General features: G+C 71.1%; 19 protein-coding genes and 1 riboswitch. Of the genes, 11 read left to right on the forward strand and 8 right to left on the reverse strand.

Annotated elements, in window-relative coordinates:
* Positions 1 to 59: 59 nt before the first annotated feature.
* From AMK18_RS13210 to AMK18_RS13230, 5 genes are all read left to right on the forward strand, one after another.
* Complete coding sequence (locus AMK18_RS13210; protein WP_073862928.1) at positions 60 to 1,439, forward strand: HD-GYP domain-containing protein; 1,380 nt, start codon at positions 60 to 62, stop codon at positions 1,437 to 1,439.
* Entirely contained in the window at positions 1,436 to 2,704 is a 1,269-nt protein-coding gene (locus AMK18_RS13215; protein WP_018105562.1) for an HD-GYP domain-containing protein, read from the forward strand. The genes AMK18_RS13210 and AMK18_RS13215 overlap by 4 nt, the downstream gene beginning before the upstream one ends.
* A gap of 91 nt (positions 2,705 to 2,795) precedes the next feature.
* A complete protein-coding gene (locus tag AMK18_RS13220; protein WP_018105563.1) occupies positions 2,796 to 3,788 on the forward strand; it encodes a tetratricopeptide repeat protein in 993 nt (330 codons plus the stop codon).
* Positions 3,789 to 3,847: 59 nt separating this feature from the next.
* Positions 3,848 to 4,486 carry a peptide deformylase gene (gene def / locus AMK18_RS13225; protein ID WP_073862929.1) on the forward strand — a complete coding sequence of 213 codons (639 nt, stop codon included), beginning with the start codon at positions 3,848 to 3,850 and terminating at the stop codon, positions 4,484 to 4,486.
* Positions 4,487 to 4,629: 143 nt separating this feature from the next.
* Complete coding sequence (locus AMK18_RS13230; protein WP_073862930.1) at positions 4,630 to 5,361, forward strand: D-Ala-D-Ala carboxypeptidase family metallohydrolase; 732 nt, start codon at positions 4,630 to 4,632, stop codon at positions 5,359 to 5,361.
* Between the two features lie 46 nt (positions 5,362 to 5,407).
* Here AMK18_RS13230 and AMK18_RS13235 read toward each other — a convergent pair whose 3' ends face one another.
* Both AMK18_RS13235 and AMK18_RS13240 read right to left on the reverse strand, forming a co-directional pair.
* Positions 5,408 to 7,318: a family 20 glycosylhydrolase gene (locus AMK18_RS13235; RefSeq protein WP_241836558.1), complete on the reverse strand. Its 1,911-nt coding sequence runs from the start codon at positions 7,316 to 7,318 to the stop codon at positions 5,408 to 5,410.
* An 89-nt stretch (positions 7,319 to 7,407) separates the two neighbouring features.
* Entirely contained in the window at positions 7,408 to 8,382 is a 975-nt protein-coding gene (locus AMK18_RS13240; protein ID WP_073862932.1) for a helix-turn-helix domain-containing protein, read from the reverse strand.
* Between the two features lie 81 nt (positions 8,383 to 8,463).
* On the opposite strand from AMK18_RS13240, the gene AMK18_RS13245 reads away from it, so the two are divergent.
* The gene (locus tag AMK18_RS13245; RefSeq protein ID WP_073862933.1) at positions 8,464 to 8,676 is read left to right on the forward strand and encodes a hypothetical protein; all 213 of its coding nucleotides are present in this window, start codon (positions 8,464 to 8,466) and stop codon (positions 8,674 to 8,676) included.
* Positions 8,677 to 8,685: 9 nt separating this feature from the next.
* Here the strand turns inward: AMK18_RS13245 and AMK18_RS13250 are convergent, their stop codons facing one another.
* The 5 genes from AMK18_RS13250 to AMK18_RS13270 form a co-directional block, all read right to left on the reverse strand.
* Entirely contained in the window at positions 8,686 to 9,705 is a 1,020-nt protein-coding gene (locus AMK18_RS13250; protein WP_073862934.1) for a ribonucleotide-diphosphate reductase subunit beta, read from the reverse strand.
* On the reverse strand, positions 9,705 to 12,095 hold the full coding sequence (locus AMK18_RS13255; RefSeq protein WP_073862935.1) for a ribonucleoside-diphosphate reductase subunit alpha: 2,391 nt from the start codon (positions 12,093 to 12,095) through the stop codon (positions 9,705 to 9,707). Before AMK18_RS13255 ends, AMK18_RS13250 begins: the two co-directional genes overlap by 1 nt.
* 143 nt (positions 12,096 to 12,238) lie before the next feature.
* A riboswitch (cobalamin riboswitch) is annotated at positions 12,239 to 12,363 on the reverse strand.
* Between the two features lie 65 nt (positions 12,364 to 12,428).
* Positions 12,429 to 14,045 (reverse strand): monocarboxylate uptake permease MctP, encoded by a 1,617-nt coding sequence (gene mctP / locus AMK18_RS13260; RefSeq protein WP_073862936.1) that lies wholly within the window; start codon positions 14,043 to 14,045, stop codon positions 12,429 to 12,431.
* Positions 14,042 to 14,296, reverse strand: coding sequence for a DUF3311 domain-containing protein (locus tag AMK18_RS13265; protein ID WP_026171857.1), 255 nt, complete (start codon positions 14,294 to 14,296; stop codon positions 14,042 to 14,044). The genes mctP and AMK18_RS13265 overlap by 4 nt, the downstream gene beginning before the upstream one ends.
* 258 nt (positions 14,297 to 14,554) lie before the next feature.
* Complete coding sequence (locus AMK18_RS13270; RefSeq protein WP_018105573.1) at positions 14,555 to 15,325, reverse strand: GntR family transcriptional regulator; 771 nt, start codon at positions 15,323 to 15,325, stop codon at positions 14,555 to 14,557.
* Between the two features lie 281 nt (positions 15,326 to 15,606).
* On the opposite strand from AMK18_RS13270, the gene AMK18_RS13275 reads away from it, so the two are divergent.
* The 4 genes from AMK18_RS13275 (at position 15,607) to AMK18_RS13290 (ending at position 20,438) form a co-directional block, all read left to right on the forward strand.
* Positions 15,607 to 16,905, forward strand: a complete 1,299-nt coding sequence (locus AMK18_RS13275; RefSeq protein ID WP_073862937.1) for a sugar ABC transporter substrate-binding protein — start codon at positions 15,607 to 15,609, stop codon at positions 16,903 to 16,905.
* A 114-nt stretch (positions 16,906 to 17,019) separates the two neighbouring features.
* On the forward strand, positions 17,020 to 18,033 hold the full coding sequence (locus tag AMK18_RS13280) for a carbohydrate ABC transporter permease (protein ID WP_018105575.1): 1,014 nt from the start codon (positions 17,020 to 17,022) through the stop codon (positions 18,031 to 18,033).
* Positions 18,030 to 18,893 carry a carbohydrate ABC transporter permease gene (locus AMK18_RS13285; RefSeq protein ID WP_018105576.1) on the forward strand — a complete coding sequence of 288 codons (864 nt, stop codon included), beginning with the start codon at positions 18,030 to 18,032 and terminating at the stop codon, positions 18,891 to 18,893. The genes AMK18_RS13280 and AMK18_RS13285 overlap by 4 nt, the downstream gene beginning before the upstream one ends.
* A 9-nt stretch (positions 18,894 to 18,902) precedes the next feature.
* Positions 18,903 to 20,438 (forward strand): glycoside hydrolase family 3 protein, encoded by a 1,536-nt coding sequence (locus tag AMK18_RS13290; protein WP_018105577.1) that lies wholly within the window; start codon positions 18,903 to 18,905, stop codon positions 20,436 to 20,438.
* A 60-nt stretch (positions 20,439 to 20,498) separates the two neighbouring features.
* Here AMK18_RS13290 and nagB read toward each other — a convergent pair whose 3' ends face one another.
* The gene (gene nagB, locus AMK18_RS13295; protein WP_018105578.1) at positions 20,499 to 21,284 is read right to left on the reverse strand and encodes a glucosamine-6-phosphate deaminase; all 786 of its coding nucleotides are present in this window, start codon (positions 21,282 to 21,284) and stop codon (positions 20,499 to 20,501) included.
* 196 nt (positions 21,285 to 21,480) lie between these two features.
* Between nagB and AMK18_RS13300 the strand changes: the two genes are divergently transcribed.
* A complete protein-coding gene (locus tag AMK18_RS13300; protein ID WP_018105579.1) occupies positions 21,481 to 22,551 on the forward strand; it encodes an SIS domain-containing protein in 1,071 nt (356 codons plus the stop codon).
* Positions 22,552 to 22,647: the final 96 nt, after the last annotated feature.

Consider the following 22,647-nt stretch of genomic DNA (forward strand, 5'->3'; position numbering starts at 1 on the left):
CGGATCGCCCCGCTCGTTAGCGTGGCCCCTCCATGAGCGGAGCTGGGGGGCGAGCGAGGGTGAGAGCCACACGCGGGGCGGCGCGGGCCCATATCGGGGCCGTCGCCCTCGGCGCGGCCCTGTGCGCCGCGCCCGCCCTGCGCCCCGGCACCCCCTGGACCACCCTGGCCCTGCTCGCCGGGCTCTACCTCGCCTGCGAACTCCTCGGCCGCCGCCCCTTCCCCGTCGGCGCCGTCGGCGCGGGGTCCTTCTTCCCGCTGCTGCTCGCCGCCGCGTTCCTGCTGCCCCCCGCGGCGGCGGCGCTCGTCGCCGTCCCCGGCTCCCTCGCGGGCCGGGCCGGGAAACCGCCCGCCGCCGCCCGCCGGATCTGGCGCGCCGCCGAGCCGGCCCTCGCCGTCTGGGCGGCCGCCCGGGTCCACGCGCTGCTCGGCGGGCCCGCCGCGCTCGGCAGCCCGCCCGACCTCCCCTACGCGCTGCTGCCCGTCTGCGCGGCGGCCCTCGCCTTCAGCGCCGTGCTCGCCGCCCTCGACGGCTCGATCCTGGTCGCCGCCGAACAGCTCCCCGTCCGGCGCGCCTGGCGCGGGCTCCTGCCGCGCTCGCTCGCGCCCCACCTCGTGCACGGCCTGGCCGGGCTGATGATGGCCGTCCTCTGGAACAGCTCCTACGGGCCGCTCGCCGCGCTCTTCGTGCTGCTGCCCATGTACATCTCCTGCTGGGTCTACGCCCAGTACCACCGCGAGCACGCCGCGCACCGGGCCACCATCAGGGCGCTCGTCCAGGCCGTCGACATCAAGGACACCTACACCCGGGGCCACAGCGAACGGGTCGGCCGCGCCTCCGTCCTCATCGCGCACGAACTGGGCCTCGACCGGGAACGCGTCGAGGTCCTCCGGTTCGCCGGGATCCTCCACGACGTCGGCAAGCTGGGCGTCCCCACCCGCGTCCTGCGCAAGGACGGCCCCCTCACCCCCGAGGAGCGGCGTGTCATCGAGCTGCACCCGGAGTACGGGCACGAGATCGTCCGGGGCATCGGCTTCCTCGGCGAGGCCAGGGCCGCGATCCTGCACCACCACGAACGCCTCGACGGCAGCGGGTACCCGTACGGGCTCTCCGGCCGGGGCATCCCCGAATGCGCCCGCATCGTCGCCGTGGCCGACGCCTTCGACGCCATGACCTCGACCCGCTCCTACCGGCGGGGCCGGCCGGTCCCGGTCGCCGTGGAGGAGCTGAAGCGGTGCGCGGGCACGCAGTTCGACCCCCAGATGGTGCGGGCCCTGGCGCGCGGCCTGGAGCGCTACGGCTGGTTCGGGGCCGTCACGGCGGACGACGCGCAGCTCCCGCCCCCGCGCGAGGAGGACGCCGGCCGGGGCGTGGGCGCCGGGGCCCTCAACGCACCGCTCACCCCCCGGCCGCCCGACGCCACCGAGGGGCCGCGGTGACCCCGGGGCCCGCGACCCTCTGCGTGCGGGGCGCCGCCCTGCTGCTCGCCGCCGCCGGGCTCGGCCACACCCTGTGGCGCGGGGTCCACGATCCGGGGCACGCCCTCGCCTTCGGCGCCCTCATCACCATCGGGGAGCTGGCCCGCTGGGGCGCCCTGCCCGGGGAACGGGAGCCCGCACCCCTCGGGGCCGCCGGGGCCCTCGCGTACGCCCTGCTCGGGCGCAGCGGCGGGCAGCCCACCAGCCACGGGGTGCTCCAGGTCGTCGCGGTCCTCGCCGCCGCCCAGCTCGTCGCCTCGGTGCCGCAGCTGGCGCGGGGCGACGGGCCGGGCGCCGACCAGGTGGCCCGGCGGCTGCTCACCGTGACCTTCGCGGCGGTCTGCTTCCAGCCGCTGTACAACGCGGGCCTCAGCGAGCAGTGGTTCGGCGACGGTCCGTACTACGCGGCCTTCCTGCTCCTGCTGCTCGGCCTGACCGCCCTCTGCGACGCGGTGCTCGCCGCGCTCCTGCTGCGCGCCCGCACCCTTCCGCGCGGCTCCCGGGCGGCTCCCGCCCCGTACGGGCCGCTGCTCCGCGACGAGCTGCGGGCGCTCATCGGCATCGGCTCGGCCGTCTGCGCGACCGGCGCGGTCATGGCGCTCGGGGTGGCCGCCGCCGGGCTGTGGGCGCTGCCCGTGCTCTGCGTACCGCTGCTGCTCACCCAGCTCTCGTACCGCAGGTTCGCCGCCGTGCGCACCACGTACCGGCAGACCATCGCCTCGCTGGCCCGGTCCACCGAGATCGCGGGCTACACCCCGCACGGCCACGCCCGCAGGGTGGCCGAGCTGTGCACGGCCGTCGGGCGCGAGATGGGCCTGTCCGGGCCGGAGCTCACCGTCCTGGAGTACGCGGCGCTGATGCACGACATCGGCCAGCTCTCCCTGGTCGACCCGGTGCCGGACGGGGCGACCGCCCTGCTGCCGGCCGCCGAGCAGCGCCGGATCGCGCTCCTCGGCGGTGCGGTGGTCCGGCAGACCGGGGTGGACGCGAAGGTGGCCGTCGTGGTGGAGCGGCAGGCCGACCCCTACCGCGAGCAGCCGCTGTCCGCCAGGATCGTCCGGGCGGTGAACGCATACGACGACCTCAGCGGGGAAAGTCTCTCCGGGCCACTGGGTGCGCTGGAACAGCTCAGGCTCGGCACCGGGCACGACTACCAGCCGCAGGTGGTGGAGTCGCTGGCCCGGGTTCTGGCCCGGGGCGGTCTGACCCCCGTCCCGCCCGGGTAACCGATGGGTAATGAGCGGGCCCCAGGCCCGGCATGGTTGGATGCGAAGAGAGCGGTAGAACGAGGGTGTCCAGTCGGGACAGGCGGGAATCGTGAGGATCTTCGGGAAGGTACGGCATCGGCCGTCCGCCTCTTGGCGGCAGGCCACGGACCGCGCGTTCACGCTGATCGGCGACGGCCGGTACGAGGACGCGGGGGCGCTGCTGACGCGCGCGGCGGACCTGGAGCCCTGGCTCTCCGAGTCATGGTTCAACCTGGCGCTGCTGCACAAGTTCCGGCACGACTGGGAGCAGGCGAGGGCCGCCGGGCTGCGGGCCGTCGCCCTGCTCGACAAGGAGTCCGGGGCGCCGGACTGGTGGAACGTGGGCATCGCCGCGACCGCCCTCCAGGACTGGCCGCTGGCGCGCCGCGCCTGGCAGGCGTACGGCCTGAAGGTCCCCGGTGGCGGGCAGCAGACCCCGGCCGCGGGCAGCGAGCCGGTGGGCATGGAGCTGGGCAGCGCGGCGGTACGGCTGTCGCCGGAGGGCGAGGCCGAGGTCGTGTGGGGCCGCCGGCTCGACCCGGCCCGCATGGAGGTGCTGTCGATCCCGCTGCCGTCGTCCGGGCGGCGCTGGGGCGAGGTCGTGCTGCACGACGGGGTGCCGAACGGCGAACGGATCACCGCGGCGGGCCCGTCCTACCCGGTGTTCGACGAGATCGAGCTGTGGGCCCCGTCGCCCGTGCCGACCTGGGTGGTGCTGCTCGAGGCGGCCACGGAGGCGGACCGGGACGCGCTGGAGCAGCTGGCCTCGGACGCGGGCTTCGCAGCCGAGGACTGGTCCTCGTCGGTGCGGCTGCTGTGCCGTTCCTGTTCGGAGAGCCGGATGGAGAGCGACGAGGGCGACGGCGAGCACCTGGACCCGCACGACCACAGCGAGCCGGGGCACCCGGGCCCGCTGGGCCACCGCACGGCCGGTGAGCTGTGGGTGCCGGAGCGTGAATGCGGCCTCGCGGCCCCGGCCGGACTGGTGCGCGGACTGCTGGACGGCTGGGTGGCGGACAGCCCGGACAGCCGCGAGTGGCGCGATCTCGAAGAAGTCTGCTGAGCGCTGCCCGTAGTCTGTGTACGCACCGATTCGGGTTTTGAGGAAGGCGTACGGCGGACATGGCGCAGCAGGAGACGGACGAGCAGGTCAGCGTCGACGAGGAGGGCTTCCTCATCGACACCGAGGACTGTGAGGCGCGCGAGACGGCACACCGCGAGCGCGGTACCTCCCGTCCGATCACGGTCGTGGGCAACCCGGTCCTGCACAAGGAGTGCAAGGACGTCACGGAGTTCGGCGACGAGCTGGCCGCGCTGATCGACGACATGTTCGCGAGCCAGCGCACGGCGGAGGGCGTCGGCCTGGCCGCCAACCAGATCGGCGTGGACCTCAAGGTCTTCGTCTACGACTGCCCCGACGACGAGGGCGTCCGGCACGTCGGCGCGATCTGCAACCCGGTCCTGGAGGAGCTGCCGCCCGAGGCGCGGGTCCTGGACGACTCCGGCGAGGGCTGCCTCTCCGTGCCGACGGCGTACGCCAAGCTGGCCCGCCCGGACTATGCGGTGGTGCGCGGGCAGGACGCGCAGGGCAATCCGGTCCGGGTGCGCGGCACGGGCTACTTCGCGCGCTGCCTCCAGCACGAGACGGACCACCTGTACGGCTACCTGTACATCGACCGGCTCTCCAAGCGCGAGCGCAAGGACGCGCTGCGGCAGATGGCCGAGAACACTCCGCGCTACGAGGTCGTCCCGAACGACTGATCCGTTGCGGCGAACGCGGCGCGGGCCCGTCCCGCGCCGCGTTCGCGTTTCCGCCAACCCCCGTTTCTACACGCGTAGTTGACGGACTCCGCCGCATCCGACAGGCTCGTGCACCACACCTTCGACAGCGGTAGGGAGCCCCCGTGATCAGACGTTCCGCACGACTCCTGCTCAGCCTTGTCATGACCATGGCCTTTGCGCTGGGCGGTGCCGTGGTCACCGCCGGCACCGCGCACGCCGACGGCTGCTACACCTGGACCCGCACCCTGCAGTCCGGTGCCGCCGGCAACGACGTGAAGCAGCTGCAGATCCGGGTCGCCGGATACCCCGGCTACAACTCGGTCCTGGCCATCGACGGCTCGTACGGCCCCGCCACCACCGCCGCCGTCAAGCGCTTCCAGGCCGCCTACGGGCTGGCCGCCGACGGCATCGCGGGCCCTGCCACCCAGGCCAAGATCTACGCCCTCCAGGACAACGACTGCACCCCGGCGCACTTCACGTACGCCGAGATGAACCGGTGCAACAGCACCTGGTCGGGCGGCGCGGTCTCGGCGGCCACCGCCAAGGCCAACGCGCTGAGCACCATGTGGAAGCTGGAGGCGCTGCGCCACGCGCTCGGCGACCGGCCCATCAACATCAACAGCGGCTTCCGCTCGACGTCCTGCAACAGCGCCGTGGGCGGAGCCTCGAACAGCCGCCATCTGTACGGTGACGCGGCCGACCTCGGCGGGATCGCGTTCTGCACCCTCGCCAAGGAGGCCCGCAACCACGGGTTCAACGGGATCCTCGGCCCGGGCTACCCGGACCACAACGACCACGTCCACGTGAACCAGGGCCCCAGCCACTACTGGTCTGCTCCCAACTGCGGTATCTGACAAGCGTGGTGGGGCCCGCCGGTCACCGGCGGGCCCCACTCGCGTGTTACGCCCCGGCGCGCAGCGGGGTGCCGCCCGTCGTCTGGACCGCCGCTCCGTCCGACGAGCGCTCGGTCAGGCGCAGCTGCGAGATCGCGTTGCGCAGGACGACCGTCCCGTGGCCCGCGTCCAGCTGCCAGCGCTGGGTGCGCGCCTCCGCCGAGCAGGCCCCGAGCGACAGTTCGGCGCCCACCTCCAGCGGCGCGCCCAGGTACTTCTTGCCGCGCACCGCGTCCAGGCACAGCCCGTCCGCCGAGCGGACCGTGTAGTAGCCGTCGGCGGTCGCGGTGAGCGTCCAGGCCGCCTTCGCGCCCTTCACCAGGGCGACCCCGGAGTCCGCGGCCGGGGCCAGCGCCTTCGCGCCGGACGTCAGCCGGTAGGTGCCGTCGGCCAGCGGGGCGCGGTCGGTGTTGGCCCAGCCGGGGGCGTGGCCGATGCGGCGGGCCATGGCCTCGAAACCGGCGTACGTCGGGCTGGGCTTCGGGCCGCCCCAGGTGGCCTGGGCGAGGAAGCGCAGCGGCATGAAGACCTTCGCCTCGACCTCGTTCTCGGTCTCGGCCGCCGCGCTGTCCGGCCACAGGCTGATCTTCGCGCCGGTCAGGTTCGCCGCGGCGGTGGGCAGCGTCTCGCCCTCGAAGCGCAGGGGCGTCCAGTCGCTCTCGTACAGCTCCTGGGTCTTGGTGGTGTAGCCGCCGCGCACCAGGTAGAGCGCGTAGGCGGAGTTCATCACCGGGCGGCCCTCGGCGAGCAGGGCGGACGGCTGCTGGATGGCGCCGCCGCCGAGCCAGTGCTCGACGGTGATGTCACGGTCCAGCGGGACGAGCGTGTTGCGGCCGAGCAGCCCGTCGTTCCAGATGCGCAGTGAGCGGCCCCGCTCCTTCACATGGGCGTTGACCTGGTTGACGAAGTCCGCGAACAGGTCGTCCGGGGTGGCCGACGCGCCGAACTTCGCGACGGCCGCCGCCTGGAGCTGCGGATAGTCCGGGTAGGAGGAGCCGAGCATGTACTCGTCCGCGCCCATGTGCCAGGTGTCGGTGCCCCAGACGTCCAGGGCCTCGTCGACGAGTGAGGTGTAGTACGTCAGCGCCTCGGGCCGCGAGATGTCCAGGCGGGGCGCGGAGGCCGTGCCGTCCTTGTCCTTGAGCTGGAGTTCGGGGTGGTTCTCCAGGTAGGGGTCCATGTGGCCGGGGGAGTTGATCTCCGGGACCAGCTCGATGTGGTACTTCTTCGCCATCGCGGCGAGGGCGCGGATCTGCGGCTTGGTGTAGTAGCCCCAGAACGCCGACTCGGGGTCGGTGTCGCTGCGGACCTTCGCCTCGATCCAGAGCTGGTTGAGCTTCTGGGACGCCATGTCCTTCATCAGCCGCTCGAACCAGGGCAGCGACACGTTGATGTAGCAGGCGCAGACCCCGACCCCGCGTTCCCGGTACGCGGGCACGTCGGTCGCCGAGCCGCGCGCGGCCCGCCCGTCGTCGTTGAGCAGTTGCAGCACCGTGCGCGAGCCGTAGAACACCCCCGCCGAGGTGGCCGCCGTGACCGTGACCCGGTCGCCGACCTCCAGCCGGTAGCCCTCCGCCCCGAGCGAGCCCTTCAGCGAGGCGTCCTGTCGCAGCACGATGTCACCGGCGCGCGCCCGGCCCCGGGACACCTGCTGCCTGCCTTCCAGCTCACCGGCGAACCGGGCCGCGTCGTCCGCCGTACGCCGCTCGCGCACCCCGTCCAGCACGATCCTGGCCCGGCCGGTGAGGACGAACTCCCCGCTGTCCGGCTGCCACTGGCGCAGCGTGGGCAGCACCTCCGGCGGGGGAGCGGTCGCCGGGGCCGCCTGGGCCGGGGCGGTCTGCCAGGGGAGCAGGGCGGCGGCGAGCGCGGCCACCACGGCCCCGATGGCCCTTCGTCTTGCCTTCAGCATGTCCATGGCATCGACCCTGACGCGCGCGCGAAGGCCCGGTCCATGGACAGGTCGTGCGACCGGTTGGACGAATGATCGGATGTGCCCCGCTCGCCTCAGGCCGCCTCGGTGAGGCCGGTCGGCCCCCGGAAGGTGCGCCGGTACGCCTGCGGCGTGGTGTCCAGCGCCCGTACGAACTGGTGGCGCAGCGCCGCCGCCGTCCCGAAGCCGGTCCGGTCGGCGATGGTGTCGATGGTTTCGTCGGATGTCTCCAGGAGGTGCTGGGCCAGCAGGACGCGCTGGCGCAGCAGCCAGCGATACGGAGTGGTCCCGGTCTCCTGCTGGAAGCGGCGGGCGAAGGTGCGCGGCGACATGTGGGCCCGGTCCGCGAGCTGTTCGACGGTCATCTCGCGGTCGAGGTGGCGCTCCATCCAGGCCAGCGTGTCGCCCACGGTGTCGCACCGGGTGCGCGGCAGCGGCCGCTGGATGTACTGCGCCTGCCCGCCGTCCCGGTGCGGCGGCACCACCATCCGCCGGGCGATGGTGTTGGCGGCGGCGGGCCCGTACGCCTGGCGGACCAGGTGCAGGCAGGCGTCGATCCCCGCGGCCGTCCCCGCCGAAGTGATGATCGGCCCCTCGTCCACGTACAGCACGTCCGGCTCCACCACGGCCTTCGGGAAGCGGCGGGCCAGTTCGGCGGCGTGGCGCCAGTGCGTGGTGCAGCGCCGGCCGTCCAGCAGACCGGCCGCGCCCAGCACGTACGCCCCGGAGCAGACGCTCAGCACGCGCGCGCCGCGGTCCACGGCCCGGCGCAGCGCGTCGAGGACCTCCTCGGGATACTCCCGGTCCATGAAGTGGCTGCCGGCCGGTACGGCGATGAGGTCGGCCTCGTCCAGCCGGTCGAGGCCGTACGGGGTGCTGATGGTGAACCCGGCGTGGGTCCGCAGCTCGGGGCCCTCGGCGGAGACCACCGCGAAATCGTGCACGGGCAGGCCCTCGTCGCTGCGGTCGAGTCCGAAGACCTCGCACAGGACGCCGAGTTCGAAGGGATGGACCTCATCGAGGAGCAGAGCGGCGACATTGTTCAGCATGGACCCAGTGTGGCAGTAATTCGATGTCCTATGACAGTCCTGCCACTGCCGCTTCCTCGCCGGAACGAGGACAGTAGAGGCATGAACACATTCCAGAACTTCCTCGGCATTTCCGCACTTTTCGCCCTCGTCCTGCTGCCGGCGCTCATCGGTGCCGCCCGCGAGCGCCGCATCGACCGCGAGCTGCGCGCGGCGGAACAGGACCGGAGTACACGCCCACCGCGAACGGCGGACGCCGCGCGGCCGGTGGGGGCCGCACGGCGTCCGTACGTCAGGAGCTGGGCGAGGATCTAGCCCTTCCGCCTAGAAGTCGTCGTCGAAGCCGACCGTGCCCTCGACGGCCACCTGGTACGCCGACGGGCGCCGCTCGAAGAAGTTCGTGAGCTCCTGGACCCCCTGGAGCTCCATGAACGAGAACGGGTTCTGCGAGCCGTACACCGCCGGGAAGCCCAGCCGGGTGAGCCGCTGGTCGGCGACGCACTCCAGGTACTCGCGCATCGACTCGGTGTTCATGCCGGGCAGCCCGTCGCCGCACAGGTCGCGGCCGAACTGCAGCTCCGCCTCGACGGCCTCCTTCAGCATGTCGGTGACCTGCTGCTGGAGGGCGTCGTCGAAGAGCTCCGGCTCCTCCTTGCGGACCGTGTCCACGACCTCGAACGCGAAGTTCATGTGCATGGTCTCGTCGCGGAAGACCCAGTTGGTCCCCGTGGCGAGGCCGTGCAGCAGCCCGCGCGAGCGGAACCAGTACACGTACGCGAAGGCGCCGTAGAAGAACAGCCCCTCGATGCACGCCGCGAAGCAGATCAGGTTCAGCAGGAAGCGGCGGCGGTCCGCCTTCGACTCCAGCCGGTCGATCTTCTCCACCGAGTCCATCCAGCGGAAGCAGAACTGCGCCTTCTCGCGGATCGAGGGGATGTTCTCCACCGCCGCGAACGCCGCCGCGCGGTCGTCCGGGTCGGGCAGATAGGTGTCGAGCAGCGTCAGATAGAACTGGACGTGCACGGCCTCCTCGAACAGCTGCCGCGACAGATACAGCCGCGCCTCGGGGGAGTTGATGTGCTTGTACAGCGTCAGCACCAGGTTGTTCGCGACGATCGAGTCACCGGTCGCGAAGAACGCCACCAGGCGTCCGATCAGGTGCTGCTCGGCGGGCGTCATCTTGGCGAGGTCCGCCACGTCCGAGTGGAGGTCGACCTCCTCGACGTGCCAGGTGTTCTTGATCGCGTCCCGGTAGCGCTCGTAGAAGTCCGGGTAGCGCATCGGCCGCAGGGTCAGTTCGAAGCCCGGGTCGAGCAGGTTCTTCTCGTTGTTGACAGCGGTCATTACTGGCAGGCCTCGCAGGACTCGGGGTTTTCCAGGGAGCAGGCGATGGCGTCCGCGTCGGGCGCCTGCTGTACGGGGATGGGGGCGGCGGCGGCCGCCTGGCCGGACGCGGCACGGGCGATCCGGGTCGCCGGACGCGACCGCAGGTAGTACGTCGTCTTCAGGCCCTGCTTCCAGGCGTACGCGTACATCGAGGAGAGCTTGCCGATCGTCGGCGTCTCCAGGAACAGGTTGAGCGACTGGCTCTGGTCCAGGAACGGCGTACGGGCCGCCGCCATGTCGATCAGGCCGCGCTGCGGGATCTCCCACGCGGTGCGGTACAGCGCCCGCACGTCCGCCGGAATCCAGGCGAAGCCCTGCACCGAGCCGTTCGACTCGCGCAGCGCCTCACGCGTCCGCGCGTCCCACACGCCGAGCCGCTTCAGCTCGTCCACCAGATAGCCGTTGACCTGGAGGAACTCCCCGCTCAGGGTCTCCCGCTTGAAGAGGTTCGAGACCTGGGGCTCGATGCACTCGTAGACACCCGCGATCGAGGCGATCGTCGCGGTCGGGGCGATGGCCAGGAGCAGCGAGTTGCGCATCCCGGTCGTCGCGATCCGGGCGCGCAGCGCGTCCCAGCGCTCCGGCCAGTTCAGCTCCGCGTCGTAGTGGTCGGGGTGCAGCACCCCGCGTGCGGCCCGGGTCTCGGACCAGGCGGGCAGCGGACCGGACCGCTCGGCGAGGTCGCAGGACGCCTCGTAGGCGGCGAGCATGATGCGCTCGGCGATCTTCGTGGAGAGCGCCCGGGCCTCGGGGGAGTCGAACGGCAGCCGCAGCTGGAAGAAGACGTCCTGGAGGCCCATCGCGCCCAGGCCCACCGGCCGCCAGCGGGCGTTGGAGCGCCCGGCCTGCTCGGTCGGGTAGAAGTTGATGTCCACGACCCGGTCGAGGAAGGTCACCGCGGTCCGCACGGTGGCGTCCAGGCGCGCCCAGTCGATCGAGCCGCCGTCCACGAACGCGCCGAGGTTGACCGAGCCGAGGTTGCAGACGGCCGTCTCGCCGTCGTCGGTGACCTCCAGGATCTCGGTGCACAGGTTCGAGGAGTGCACGACCCTGCCCGGCTCGGCGGTCTGGTTCGCCGTGCGGTTGGAGGCGTCCTTGAACGTCATCCAGCCCTGCCCGGTCTGCGCCAGGGTCCGCATCATCCGGCCGTACAGCTCACGGGCCGGCATGGTCTTGCGGGCCAGGCCCTTCGCCTCGGCCGCCCGGTACGCGGCGTCGAAGTCGTCGCCCCACAGGTCGGTCAGCTCGGGCACGTCCGCCGGGGAGAAGAGCGACCAGGTCCCGTCCGCGTCGACGCGGCGCATGAACTCGTCCGGGATCCAGTGCGCCAGGTTCAGGTTGTGCGTGCGCCGCTGGTCCTCGCCCGTGTTGTCGCGGAGCTCCAGGAACTCCTCGATGTCCGCGTGCCAGGTCTCCAGGTAGACCGCGGCGGCACCCTTGCGGCGGCCGCCCTGGTTCACGGCGGCGACGGAGGCGTCCAGCGTCTTGAGGAACGGCACGATGCCGTTGGAGTGCCCGTTGGTGCCCCGGATCAGGGAGCCCCGGGCGCGGATGCGGGAGTACGAGAGGCCGATGCCGCCCGCGTGCTTCGACAGCCGGGCCACCTGGTGGTAGCGGTCGTAGATCGAGTCCAGCTCGTCCAGCGGCGAGTCCAGCAGGTAGCAGGAGGACATCTGCGGGTGGCGGGTGCCGGAGTTGAAGAGCGTCGGCGAGGACGGCAGGTAGTCCAGCCGGCTCATCAGCCCGTACAGCGCCGCGACCTCGTCCAGCGCCCGCTCGGAGGTGTCCTCGGCGAGCCCGGCGGCGACCCGGAGCATGAAGTGCTGGGGGGTCTCGATGACCTGGCGGGTGATCGGGTGGCGCAGCAGGTAGCGGCTGTGCAGGGTGCGCAGCCCGAAGTACCCGAAGCGGTCGTCCGCCCCGTCCGCGAGGGACCGCTCGACCAGGGCGTCCAGGGCGGCGGCGTGCAGCGTGACGAACTCGGCGGTGCGGTCCGCGATCAGGCCCTCGCGGTGGCCCACGGCGACCGAGGCGGAGAACGAGGTGGCGCCCTGCCCGGCGGCCTCGTCCGCGATGGTCCGGGTGAGCAGCCGGGCGGCGAGGCGGGAGTAGGCGGGGTCCTCGGAGATGAGGCCCGCCGCGGCCTCCGTGGCCAGCGAGCGCAGCTCCGCCTCGTCCGACCGGGCGTTGCGGCCGCGCAGGGCGGCGGCGGCGACGCGGCCGGGGTCGGTGTCGGGCAGGTCGGCGGTGAGGTCGGTCAGGGTCCGCAGCAGTGCGGTGCCCGGTCCGTCGTTCTCGGTCCCCGCTGCTTCGGCCGCTGAAACCGGATCGGCTGGCGCGATGGTCACGTGGTGCTCTCCCTCGCTCGGCTCTGGGCCGGCGGGGAACACGGGGGCAGCCGGGCAGGAGCGGGCCCGGGCGGGGCGGCACTCCGTGCGGCGTCCACCGGCCCATCCCACGAGGCCCGGACGTCTGGGCATCCGGTTCGGTCGAGCCGGATGCGCTGTCGGCAGGTCCTCGGACTTGTCGGGTGCGCGAAAGCACACCGATTACACCGTTGCGGGACAGTTCCGGATTCGCACCGGATTCCCCTGCGGCGACAGCGAGCACGAGCATACATGTGGGGGCCGCCCTGTCGGGCAGCCCCCACATGTTGTGTCGCGAGGCGTAAAGGTGTGCGGTCAGTGACCGCCCGGCGCTCCCGCCGTGGCCGGCGGCAGCTTCTCCTGGACGCCCGCGTCGCCCACGTCCGCGGTGTAGTCGCCCGGAGAGGTCTCGTCGGTCCCGGCGGGGGCCTTGACCGCGTTCAGGACGAAGGTGAGGACGATGACGACCACGACGTTCAGCACGAACGCGGTGAGGCCGATGTAGCCGATCTCACCGAGACCCGGGATCTCCTTGGAGGACCCGCCGAAGTGCTTCTGCGTCGGGCTCGCGACCCCGTACGCGGCAGCCGTACCGTAGATCATGCCGACCGCCCAGCCGGCCAGCAGCGCCCAGCGGTGGAACCACCGGGTGAACAGGCCGCCGACCAGGGCCGGCATCGTCTGGAGGATCCAGATCCCGCCCAGCAGCTGGAAGTTGATCGCGACGGTCTTGTCCATGGTGAGGACGAAGGCGAGCGCGCCGACCTTGACCAGCAGCGAGACCAGCTTGGAGACCTTGGTCTCCTGCTCGGGCGTCGCGTCCGGCTTCAGGAAGTCCTTGTAGATGTTGCGCGTGAACAGGTTCGCCGCGGCGATCGACATGATCGCGGCCGGCACCAGGGCGCCGATGCCGATCGCGGCGAACGCCACCCCCGCGAACCAGTCGGGGAACATGTTCTCGAACAGCTGCGGGATGGCCAGCTGGCCGTTGTCCACCTTGACGCCTGCGGCGATCGCCATGAAGCCGAGCAGCGCGAGCAGGCCCAGCATCAGCGAGTACAGCGGCAGGATCGTGGTGTTGCGGCGGATCACCTCACGGCTGCGGCTGGACAGCGTCGCCGTGATCGAGTGCGGATACATGAACAGCGCCAGCGCCGACCCGAGCGCCAGGGTCGCGTAGCCCCACTGACCGGCCGCGGCGGGTGCGAGGCCGCCCGCGCCCGCCTTGGTGAACTTGTCCTGGGCGGAGGCGAAGATGTCGTCGAAGCCGCCGAGCTTGATCGGGATGTAGATGATCGCGACGGCGATGACCAGGTAGATCAGCCCGTCCTTGACGAACGCGATCAGCGCGGGCGCCCGCAGCCCGGAGGAGTAGGTGTACGCGGCGAGCACCGCGAACGCGATCAGCAGCGGCAGGTCCTTGACGAACCAGTTGGTGTTCTCGCCGCCGCCGACGCCCATCACGTCCAGCACCGCCTGGATGCCGACGAGCTGGAGCGCGATGTACGGCATGGTGGCGAGGATGCCGGTGACCGCGACGGCCAGCGAGAGGCCCTTCGAGCCGAACCGGCCGCGGACGAAGTCCGAGGTGGTGACGTACCCGTGCTTGTGCGAGACCGACCAGAGACGCGGCAGGAAGGTGAAGATCAGCGGGTACACCAGGATGGTGTACGGCACCGCGAAGAAGCCGGCCGCGCCCGCCGCGTAGATCGCCGCGGGCACGGCGACGAAGGTGTACGCGGTGTAGAGGTCGCCGCCGAGCAGGAACCAGGTGACCCAGGTGCCGAACGACCGTCCGCCCAGGCCCCATTCGTCGAGCGTGGCCTCCTTCTCGGCCTTGCGCCAGCGGGCGGCCAGGAAGCCCATGACCGTGACGGCCAGGAAGAAGAAGATGAAGACGCCGAGCGCGACGCCGTTCACGCCGTCCTTCATGCCGACGCACCCCCCTTGCGGGCGCGCTGGTCACGCTGCCACAGCTTGTACGCGATCATGGTGAGCGCGGTGGAGATCAGCACCCAGAGCATCTGGTACCAGTAGAAGAACGGGATGCCGATGAAGGCCGGGTCGACCTTCGCGTACGAACTCACCCAGAGCATCGCCACGAACGGCGCGATGAGACACAGGGCGATGACCACCCGCAACGGTGTGACCGTCGGTGGCTTTCCTTCTGGTTCTTCCGCCATGGCGGCGACTCCGTCCCCTCGCTGATCACCTGTAATGCGCAGGAAATCTAGGCGAGTCATCCGGCCACCGTCACCCCCCGTCCGCATTGCGGTCCGGCAACGGTCGTCAGGGGACGGGTGGATGGCCCCAATGGCGGCAAACGTCCGGGGGTTGGTCCAGTCCAAGCCGGGTCACGGGAACGCCGAACGGCCCCCGGAGGCGGTTCCGGGGGCCGTTCGCGGAGCACATGCGTACGACGGGTCAGTCCGTACGACGGGTCAGTCCAGCGGTCGCTTCAGGCGGGCCACGAACTTGTAGCGGTCGCCGCGGTAGACCGAGCGCACCCACTCGACCGGTTCGCCCTGCTCGTCCAGCGAGTGGCGGGAGAGCATCAGCATCGGCAGGCCGACGTCGGTGCCGAGCAGCCCGGCCTCGCGCGGGGTGGCCAGGGAGGTCTCGATGGTCTCCTCGGCCTCCGCCAGCCGGACGTCGTACACCTCGGAGAGCGCGGTGTAGAGCGAGGTGTACTTGACCAGTGAACGGCGCAGCGCGGGAAAGCGCTTGGCCGAGAGATGCGTGGTCTCGATGGCCATCGGCTCGCCGCTCGCCAGGCGCAGGCGCTCGATGCGCAGGACCCGGCCGCCGGCGCTGATGTCGAGCAGCCCGGCGAGGGTGTCGTCGGCGGTGACGTAGCCGATGTCCAGGAGCTGCGAGGTCGGTTCGAGGCCCTGGGCGCGCATGTCCTCGGTGTACGAGGTGAGTTGCAGGGCCTGGGAGACCTTCGGCTTGGCGACGAAGGTGCCCTTGCCCTGGATGCGTTCCAGCCGGCCCTCGACCACCAGCTCCTGGAGCGCCTGGCGCACGGTGGTGCGCGAGGTGTCGAACTCGGCCGCCAGGGTCCGTTCCGGGGGGACGGGGGTGCCCGGCGGCATGGTGTCCGTCATGTCGAGGAGATGTCGCTTCAGCCGGTAGTACTTGGGTACGCGCGCGGTGCGCGTCCCGGCGCCCGCGCCCGTCTCGTTCTCCGAACTGCCCCCGTCGGCGCCCATGGCCCGCCTTCCCGACTGCTGCGTTGCTGCCGTCACCGGCTCCTCCGTCTGTCGCGGCTCACATGGTGGCACGGTCCGGTCACGGCTCGTCGCCCTCCCTCAGGTGTCGGTCCTATAACGGACGCGAGTGCACTTCTTATACACCCTTGACACCCCTAAAGGTCTAGGCCAAGCTCCCGGTACTGGTCTAAACCATTAAAGACCAGGTCCCAGCCCCAGAGGTACTCGTCGACGTTCTCGCGCGGTGGGGAGGGGGTTGCAGCATCCCTGAGGAGGGTGGCGTGAAGCGCAAGCTCATCGCGGCGATCGGCGTCGCGGGCATGTTGGTTTCCATCGCGGCGTGTGGTTCGGACGACAAGACGTCCTCGAAGGACCCGAAGGACCGCAAGGAAGACCTGACTGTCTGGCTCATGGGCGAGGCCCAGTCGACCTGGCCCGAACTGGTGAAGGACGTCAACGCCCAGTTCAAGAAGAAGTACCCGAACGTCAACGTCAAGATCCAGTACCAGGGCTGGGCTGACAAGGTCAAGAAGCTCGACACCTCCCTCGGTGGCGACAAGTTCCCGGACGTTGTCGAACTCGGCAACACCGAGACCATGCAGTACATCCTCAACGGCGCGCTCGGCGAGATCGACACCTCGAAGTACGAGAACTCGGACACCTGGATCAAGGGTCTGAAGGACACCTGCTCCTACGAGGGCAAGATCTACTGCGTTCCTTACTACGCCTCCGCCCGCCTCGCGGTCTACAACAAGGACATGCTGAAGGCCGGTACCGGCAGCGACGCCCTTCCGCAGAACGAGGACGACTTCCTCAAGGCGATGGACAAGGTCCAGGCCGAGCTCGCGAAGAAGGACAAGCGCGCCTCGTCCCTGTACTACCCGGGCCGTTACTGGTACGCCGCCATGTCCTACGTCGCGGCCGAGGGCGGCCAGATCGCCAAGTACGACGAGGGCTCGAAGGAGTGGAAGGCCACCCTCTCCACCCCCGAGGCGCAGAAGGGCATCCAGCACTTCGTCGACCTGGTCAAGAAGTACAACAAGGCCGACCAGACGAAGGACGAGCAGGACCACGCCAACGTCATGGCCAACGAGAAGGCCGCGGTCATCTACGGCCAGGCCTGGGAGGCCGGCAGCGTCACCACCGGTGACAACGGCAACCCGAAGCTCGAGGGCAAGATCGCCACGGCCGGTATGCCCGGCCCGAACGGCAAGGCGCTCCCGTCCTTCATCGGCGGCTCCGACCTCGCCACCATCTCCAAGTCCAAGGTCCAGGACCTGGGCGAGGAGTGGATCTCCCTCTTCACCAACGCGAAGTCCATGGACGTCCTCGCGTCGAAGAACATCCTCCCGAACAACGAGAAGCAGCTTGAGCCGCTGAAGGCCAAGCCCGAGACGGCCGCCATCGCCAACGCGGTGCCGGACGCCTGGTTCACGCCGATCGCTCCGGGCTGGGCCTCCATCGAGAAGGAGGAGATTCTGGAGAACATGCTCCTGAAGATCCTCAAGGGCACGTCCGTCGCCGACGCCACCAAGAAGGCCGACAGCGAGATCGACGCACTGATCAACAAGAAGGCCTGAGCCTTCTGATCGCCAGGCGGGGGCCCGGCACTGCGCCGGGTCCCCGCCCCCTTTTGCTCAAGCACGCCGTGTTATCCGGGGCCCGCCTCGGACCCGCGATGGAAGGTCAGCCACGTGACTGCCGCCGATACCAAGGCCGCCGGGCCACCGGTCCCCGTACCACGTGATCCCAAGGCGGACGGGAGCCCGCTGTCCGATGAGGGCGGCAACGCACCCCTGAAGCAGAAGAGGAAGCGGAAGAAGGGCGAACTGCTGCCCTACCTCCTGATCCTCCCGGCGATCGTGGCGATCGCCGCCGTCTACCTCTACCCGCTCGCCAAGACCGTCATCATGTCCTTCCAGGACATGGGCCGGCGCGAGCTGTGGACCGGTGATCCCGCACCCTGGGTCGGCTTCGACCAGTTCACCAACATCCTCGGTGACTCCGAGTTCTGGTGGGTGACCTTCCGCACCGTCGTCTTCATGGCCGTCTGCGTGTCGCTGACCATGGGCATCGGTCTCCTGATCTCCCTGCTGATGCGCCGGCTGTCCACCTGGGTGCGGCTCATCCTGACCTTCTGCCTCATCGCCGCCTGGGCGATGCCGCTGATGGTCGCCGCCTCCATCTTCCGGTTCATGGCCGACTCCGACTACGGCCTCATCAACACCCTCATCGCGAAAGTCGTCGGCGACGACTGGCTCGGCCACAACTGGTACCTCGATCCGGTCCAGGGCTTCGCGATCATCACGCTGCTGGTCGTCTGGGGCGCCATCCCCTTCGTCGTCGTCACCCTGTACGCCGCCCTCACCCAGGTCCCGCAGGAACTGGAGGAGGCCGCGTCCCTCGACGGCGCCACCAGCTTCGGTGTGTACCGCTACGTGACCTGGCCGGTCATCAAGCCGGTCTTCTCCATGGTCGCCACGCTGTCGGTGATCTGGGACTTCAACGTCTTCGGCCAGATCTGGCTGCTGCGCGGCAGCAAGCCCGAGCCCGAGTACGAGACCCTCGGCCTCTACTCCTACTCGAAGGCCTTCGAGTCCACCTCCTTCAGCCAGGGCACCGCGATCGCCCTGATCACGGTGATCCTGCTGTCCGCGGTGGCCGTGTACTACCTGCGCCAGCTCATGAAGACGGGAGAGGTCGAATGAGCACCACGACCGACACACCACAGGTCCTGCGCCCGGACCGCAAGAAGACCCGCGTCGGCCTGAACATCCTCGGCCTCTGCATCTCGCTGGTCATGGTCTTCCCGGTCTATTGGCTGGTCGTCAGCGCCCTGCGGCCCAGCCGCGAGATCCGCTCCTACGACCAGACCCTGTGGCCCTCCTCGATCACCTTCGACAACTTCGTCAAGGCGGTCCACCAGCCGAACTTCGGCACCGCGGTCCAGTCCAGCCTCATCGTCACGATCACCGCCGTCGTCGGCGGCATGATCATCGCCACCCTGGCGGCCCTCGCCATCGGCCGGTTCCGCTTCTTCGGCCGCAAGCCGCTGGTCCTGATCATGATCCTGGTCCAGATGCTGCCGCCCACGGCGATGCTCATCCCGATCTACGCCCAGCTCAACGCCATGGGCGGCATCGACGAGTACTGGAGCCTCATCGTCGTCTACCTGGTCTCCACGCTGCCGTTCGCGACGATCATGATCCGCGGCTTCGTGGTGAACATCCCGGTGGAGCTGGAGGAGTCCGCCATGGTGGACGGGTGCACCCGCTTCGGCGCCTTCCGCCGCGTGATCCTGCCGCTGCTCGCGCCCGGCCTCGCCGCCGCGTCGATCTTCGCGCTGGTGAACGCGTGGAACGAGTACCTCTTCGCCTACATCCTGATCAACGACAACTCCAAGTACACGCTCAACGTCTGGCTGATGACGTTCACCAGCGAGCGCGGTACGGACTACGGCGCCCTGATGGCGGCGTCCACCATGATCGCTCTTCCGGTCGTCATCTTCTTCATGTTCGTGCAGAAGAAGATGGCCGCGGGGCTCACCTCCGGCGCCGTGAAGGGATAACGCCGCCCCATGACCACCCTCACCTCCACCACGGACACCGTCACCCGTGACGCGCTCGCCGTGCTGCAGCCCGGTTTCACCGGCACCACGGCGCCCGAGTGGCTGCTGCGCCGGGTCGGCGAAGGGCTCTCCTCCGTCGGCCTGTTCGGCCGCAACATCGAGACGCCCGAACAGCTCGCCGCGCTCACCGCCCAGCTCAGGGCCGAGCGGGACGACGTGCTCGTCGCGATCGACGAGGAGGGCGGCGACGTCACCCGCCTCGAGGTACGCCACGGCTCGTCGTTCCCCGGCAACCTGGCGCTCGGCGCGGTGGACGACACCGAGCTGACCCGGGCCGTCGCCCACGAACTGGGCCGCCGGCTCGCCGCGTGCGGGGTCAACCTCAACTGGGCCCCGTCCGCGGACGTCAACTCCAACCCGGGCAACCCCGTCATCGGCGTTCGCTCCTTCGGCGCCGACCCGCACCTGGTCGCCCGGCACACCGCCGCGTACGTCGAGGGCCTCCAGGCCGCCGGGGTCGCCGCCTGCACCAAGCACTTCCCCGGGCACGGCGACACCGCGGTCGACTCGCACCACGCGCTGCCCCGCATCGACGTCGACCTGGAAACCCTGCACGCCCGGGAGCTCGTCCCGTTCCGGGCGGCCATCGCGGCCGGTTCCAAGTCGGTGATGAGCGCGCACATCCTGCTGCCCGCGCTCGACCCGCACCGCCCGGCCACCCTCAGCCCCCAGATCCTCACCGGTCTGCTGCGCGAGGAGCTGGGGTACCAGGGGCTCATCGTGACCGACGCCGTGGAGATGCAGGCCATCGCCTCGACGTACGGGATCGAACGCGGCTCCGTCCTCGCCGTCGCGGCCGGTGCCGACGCGCTCTGCGTCGGCGGCGGGCTCGACGACGACAGCACCGTCCTGCGGCTGCGCGACGCGCTGGTCGCGGCGGTGCGCTCCGGTGAACTTCCCGAGGAGCGGCTCGCCGATGCCGCTGCCCGGGTCCGCGCCCTCGCGTCCTGGACGCGGGAGGCACGGGGGGCTGTACGGGAGCCGGGCGCGGCAGCACAGGAGGGGACCGCGCCCGGCACCGCACAGACCACCGGCATCGCCTCGGACATCGGTCTGGTGGCCGCCCGCCGCGCGGTGACGGTGACCGGCGAGGCCGCACCGCTCACCGGTCCGGCATACGTGGCCGCCTTCACCCCGGTCGCGAACATCGCGGTCGGCGACGAGACCCCCTGGGGCCTCGCGGCCGAGCTGGCCCGGCTCGTCCCGGGCACCGGGACCGACACCTACGACGGCGAGTCAGAGGCCCCGGCCGAGGCCGCGCTGCGGGCGGCGGGGGAGCGGCGCATCGTCGCCGTGGTCCGCGACGCGCACCGCCACGCGTGGATGACCAAGGCCCTGGACGCGCTGCTGGCGGCGCGCCCGGACACCGTCGTGGTCGAGATGGGCGTCCCCCAGGCCGAGCCCCGGGGAGCGCTGCACATCGCGACGCACGGCGCCGCCCGCGTCTGCGGCCAGGCGGCGGCGGAGATCATCGCCGGGAGCTGACCCCGCGCATACGGAAGGGCCGGGACACCACGCGGTGTCCCGGCCCTTTCACGTAAAGAACTACAGCCCCTGCCAGGCCGGCTTCGCCGCGTACGTCGCCCGGAAGTAGTCCGCCAGCTTCAGCTTCGACGCCGCCGCCTCGTCCACGACCACCGTCGCGTGCGGGTGCAGCTGGAGCGCCGACGCGGGCACGATCGAGGCGACCGGTCCCTCGACCGTCGCGGCCACCGCGTCCGCCTTGCCCTCGCCCGTCGCGAGCAGGATCGGGTGGCGGGCCTCCAGGATGGTGCCGATGCCCTGGGTGATGACGTGGTGCGGCACCTGGTCGATGTCGTTGTCGAAGAAGCGCGCGTTGTCGACCCGGGTCTGCTCGGTGAGCGTCTTGATCCGGGTGCGGGAGGCGAGCGAGGAGCACGGCTCGTTGAAGCCGATGTGCCCGTCGGTGCCGATGCCCAGCAGCTGGAGGTCGACGCCGCCGGCCTCGGCCAGCGCCCTGTCGTACGCCTCACAGGCCGCCTGGACGTCCTCGGCGGAGCCGTCGGGGCCCATGAACGCGGCCTCGGAGAGCCCGAGCGGCTCGACCACCTCGCGCAGCACCACGGAGCGGTACGACTCCGGGTGGCCCGCCGGCAGCCCGACGTACTCGTCCAGCTGGCAGACGCGGGCGCGCGAGGCGTCCACGGCACCGGAGCGGACCAGGTCCGCGAGGGCCTGGTAGATGGGCAGCGGGGTAGAGCCGGTGGCAACGCCGAGAAGGGCGTCGGGCTTGCGGCCGAGCAGGGTGCCGATGGCCCCCGCGATCAGTTCGCCGCCTGCCTTGGCGTCCGGGACGATGACAACTTCCACGCGGGGCCTGCCGATCCGATCGAGAGTGACGATATGTGGTATAGACCAATCAAGGTCCCAATCTAGCAGACTCGGCCCGCCCCCAGGGGCCCGTACCGGTACGCGGACGCCCTGCCGGCCGCCGCCCGCTGGCGGCCCCCGCGTACCCCGTGTTCGACTTGGGCGAGCCAGCGCGACCCCCCGGGAGGTACCAGACATGTCCGCCACGTACCCGGCCGGTGAGGGCGAGTGGCCCGGCCGCATCATGTCCGGCGAGATGGCCGAGCAGCCCGCGATGCTCCGCCGCATCCTGGAGCGCGGCGCGCCCGCCATCCGCGAGACCGCCGGGCTGATCGCGGCCAGGAACCCGCGCTTCGTCCTGCTCACCGCCCGCGGCACCTCCGACAACGCCGCGCTCTACGCGAAGTACTTGCTGGAGATCACGCTGGGGCTGCCCTGCGGGCTGGCCTCGATGTCGACCACCACGGCGTACGGCGCGAAGCCGGACCTCCGCGACGTCCTGGTCATCACCGTCAGCCAGTCCGGCGGCTCGCCCGACCTGGTGGCCTCCACCAAGGCGGCCCGGGAGGCCGGCGCGGTGACCCTGGCGGTGACCAACAACCCGGACTCGCCGCTCGCGGCCGTCTCCGAGTACCACATCGACATCCTGGCCGGGCCCGAGAAGGCGCTGCCGGCCACCAAGACGTACACCGCGTCCCTGCTCTCGCTGTACCTGTTCGTGGAGGGGCTGCGCGGCGGCGACGGGGCGGCGGCCGCCGTCCTGCCGGACCTCGCGGAGGAGGTGCTGGCCCGCAAGGACGAGGTGAGGTCCCTGGCGTCGCGCTACCGGTTCGCCGAGCGCATGGTCATCACCTCGCGCGGGTACGGCTACCCGACGGCCAAGGAAGCCGCCCTGAAGCTCATGGAGACGAGCTACATCCCCGCTCTCTCGTACTCCGGCGCCGACCTGCTGCACGGCCCCCTCGCGATGGTCGACAACATCTCGCCGGTCATCGCCGTGGTGACCGACGGCCGGGGCGGCGAGGCCCTTCAGCCCGTCCTGGACCGGCTGCGCGGCCGGGGCGCCGACCTCTTCGTCGTCGGGCCCGCGGCCCAGGTGGCGGCGGCGTCCGCGGGGTTCGTGCTGCCGACGGCCGGGGTGGCGGAGGAGGTCCAGCCGATTCTGGAGATCCTGCCGCTCCAGATGCTGGCGTACGAGGTGACGATCGCGCGGGGCCAGGACCCGGACGCGCCGCGCGCGCTCGCGAAGGTCACCGAGACCCGCTGAATCCCGGGAGGCCCCGGAAGAACCCGCGGGCCGCGGCGCCGGGCCGGGACCCTCAGCCCGACCAGCACCGCAGCCCGGAGTAGGGCCGCCCTCGCG

Origin of the sequence: Streptomyces sp. CB01249 (assembly GCF_001905735.1) — a bacterium.
In the GTDB taxonomy this organism is placed as follows: domain Bacteria; phylum Actinomycetota; class Actinomycetes; order Streptomycetales; family Streptomycetaceae; genus Streptomyces.